Genomic DNA, 2,769 nt, shown 5'->3' on the forward strand with positions numbered 1-2,769 from the left:
CTCGGCGACCGTATGGAGGTTCGGGCGCACCGCCGCCCAGCCGGCCGCGTCCATCCCCGCCGGCAGCCGGTCGGCGACGGCGTCGAACGGCAGCTGGTGGACGATCCGGGCGTTGAGCTGCGCCAGTTCCGCCTCGTCGAACCGCGCCGGCGCGCGGCCGAACCGCTCGATCGCGAAGCCCGCGACCAGCGCGGCCTCGTCCAGCGGCTCGACGGGATCGCTGGTGCCGAGCCGGGCGAGCAGCGCGAGGAGCGCGGCGGGCTCGATGCCCTGCTCGCGGAAATGCTCGACGCCCAGCGAGCCCAGCCGCTTCGACAGCTTGCCCTCCGCCCCCGTCAGCAGCGCCAGATGCGCGAAGGCGGGCGGGGCCGCGTCCATCGCGGCGAACATCTGCAGCTGCAGCGCGGTATTGGAGACATGGTCCTCGCCGCGCACGACATGGGTGACGCCCAGGTCGATGTCGTCGATCGCCGACGGCAGCATGTACAGCCATCCGCCATCGGCGCGGCGGACGACGGGGTCGCTCATCGTCGCCGGATCGAGCGACTGGGGCCCGCGCACCGCGTCGTCCCAGCCGATCGCGGCGTCATGGTCGAGCCGGAAGCGCCAGTGCGGGCGCACGCCCTCCGCCTCGATCCGCGCGCGATCGGCGGCGGTCAGCGCCAGCGCGGCGCGATCATAGATCGGCGGCAACCCGCGCCCGAGCTGGACCTTGCGCTTGAGCTCCAGCTCCTGCTGGCTCTCGTAGGCCGGATAGACGCGGCCCGCCGCTACCAGCGCCGCGAACCGCGCCTCGTACGCCGCGCCGCGCGCCGACTGGCGATGTTCCTCGTCCGGGTGCAGGCCTAGCCAGGCGAGGTCCGCCCGGATCGAGGCGGCGAACCGCTCTTCGGACCGCTCGGCATCGGTATCGTCGAGCCGGAGCAGGAAACGCCCGCCCCGCGCGCGCGCCCACAGCCAATTGACCAGCGCGGTGCGGATGTTGCCGACATGCAGGTGCCCGGTGGGTGACGGGGCGAAGCGGGTGACGATGGTCATGGCAGGCTGGTCAACACGTCCACGCCACGGCGTCGGGCAGCGGCCACCAGCTCCTTGTCATTGCTGGCGAGCGTGTCCTTCGTCCTGATCGCCAGTTCCAGATAGGCGGCATCGTAGATGGTCAACGCAAACTCGTCGGCGAGACGCAGCGACTCCGACCACGCGACCGTGGACGTGAGCGGATCGATCCGCACCGACCAGCTCGATGCCTGTGACATGGCCCGATCCCGACCCGCTTGATCGATCCGTCGTCTGCGCTTCGCATTTTGCAGGATGCTGATGATCTCAAGCGGCCAGTGCTGGGGAACAAGCACGGGGCCGAGCGTCAGCCGTTCCAACAGTTCGTCGCCCGGTTCCGCTTCATCGGGAAGCAGGAAGGAAGCGGCCGCCGACGCATCCAGGATCATCGATCAGCGCCGCCCTTCGCTGATCCAATCGCGCACTTCTTCGCGGGTGACGCGAACGCCCGACGCGCGAAGGTCGGACCGGAAGGCCTTCAGGTCCGCCAATGCCCGTCGCCGCCGTTCCACGACCGCCGGATCGTCCACCGCAGCAGGTGTCGCCGACAGACGATAGTGGCGACCTCGCGCGGTGAGCAGCACCTCTTCGCCCGCGTCGAGTGCATCGACGACGGGTTCGGCGTTGGCCTGGAAATCGGGTAGGGCGATGTGACGCATGACGCGGCTCCTGAACGCCCATCTAGCCTTATCAGCACCATCGTTCCAACCCTTCCCTTGGCCAACCCGCCCGCCTACACGGCCGCTCCGACGGGAGCCGAACATGAAATTGATGACCGGCAACGCCAACCGGCCGCTCGCGCTCGCCATCGCCGGTTATTGCGGGGTGGCGCTGACCGAGGCGTCGGTGCGGCGCTTCGCGGACGAGGAGGTGTTCGTCGAGATCCTGGAGAACGTGCGCGGCGAGGACGTGTTCGTCATCCAGTCGACCGGCTACCCCGCCAACGACAATCTGATGGAGTTGCTGATCATGATCGACGCGCTCAAGCGCGCGTCGGCGCGGCGGATCACCGCCGTGGTCCCCTATTTCGGCTATGCGCGGCAGGACCGCAAGCCGGGCCCGCGCACGCCCATCTCCGCCAAGCTGGTCGCCAACCTGATCACGGTCGCGGGCGCCGACCGGGTGCTCTCCGTCGACCTCCACGCGGGGCAGATCCAGGGCTTCTTCGATATCCCGACCGACAATCTGTACGCCGCGCCGGTGATGAGCGCGGACATCCTGGCGCGCTGGGCGGACCGGAACCTGATGGTGGTCTCCCCCGATGTCGGCGGCGTGGTGCGCGCGCGCGTGCTCGCCAAGCGGCTGCGCAACGCGCCGCTCGCGATCGTCGACAAGCGGCGCGAGCGGGCGGGCGAGTCGGAGGTGATGAACATCATCGGCGACGTGCGCGGCCGCTTCTGCGTGCTGATCGACGACATCGTCGATTCGGCGGGCACCTTGTGCAACGCGGCGATGGCGCTGCGCGAGGCGGGGGCGGAGGCGGTCGTCGCCTATGTCACCCATGGCGTGCTGTCGGGCGGCGCGGTCGCGCGGGTGGAGGGCTCGGCGCTGAGTGAGCTGGTGATCACCGACTCGATCGGCAGCGAGGCGGTGGCGGCGTCGGCGCGCATCCGCCACCTGCCGATCGCGCCGCTGCTGGGCGAGGCGATCAAGCGGATCGCGGACGAGAGCTCGGTGAGTTCGCTTTTCGACTGAGCGGCCCGACGCGGCGAA

Annotated in this window: 4 protein-coding genes; 1 reads left to right on the forward strand and 3 read right to left on the reverse strand. The window is 69.9% G+C overall.

Translation table 11 applies throughout. The features are described 5' to 3' along the window. The 3 genes from gltX to HUU95_RS13375 form a co-directional block, all read right to left on the reverse strand. On the reverse strand, window positions 1–1,038 hold a 1,038-nt coding region (gene gltX, locus HUU95_RS13365), incomplete at its 3' end, for a glutamate--tRNA ligase (RefSeq protein WP_174280554.1). Continuing rightward, on the reverse strand, window positions 1,035–1,445 hold the full coding sequence (locus HUU95_RS13370; protein WP_174280555.1) for a type II toxin-antitoxin system VapC family toxin: 411 nt from the start codon (window positions 1,443–1,445) through the stop codon (window positions 1,035–1,037). The genes gltX and HUU95_RS13370, both read right to left, overlap by 4 nt. Before the next feature lie 3 nt (window positions 1,446–1,448). Beyond that, on the reverse strand, window positions 1,449–1,715 hold the full coding sequence (locus HUU95_RS13375; protein WP_174280556.1) for a hypothetical protein: 267 nt from the start codon (window positions 1,713–1,715) through the stop codon (window positions 1,449–1,451). 103 nt (window positions 1,716–1,818) lie between these two features. On the opposite strand from HUU95_RS13375, the gene HUU95_RS13380 reads away from it, so the two are divergent. Further along, a complete protein-coding gene (locus HUU95_RS13380; protein ID WP_174280557.1) occupies window positions 1,819–2,751 on the forward strand; it encodes a ribose-phosphate pyrophosphokinase in 933 nt (310 codons plus the stop codon). Window positions 2,752–2,769 lie beyond the last annotated feature (18 nt).

The sequence above is a fragment of the Sphingomonas bacterium genome, assembly GCF_903643065.1.
Lineage (GTDB): Bacteria > Pseudomonadota > Alphaproteobacteria > Sphingomonadales > Sphingomonadaceae > Sphingomonas.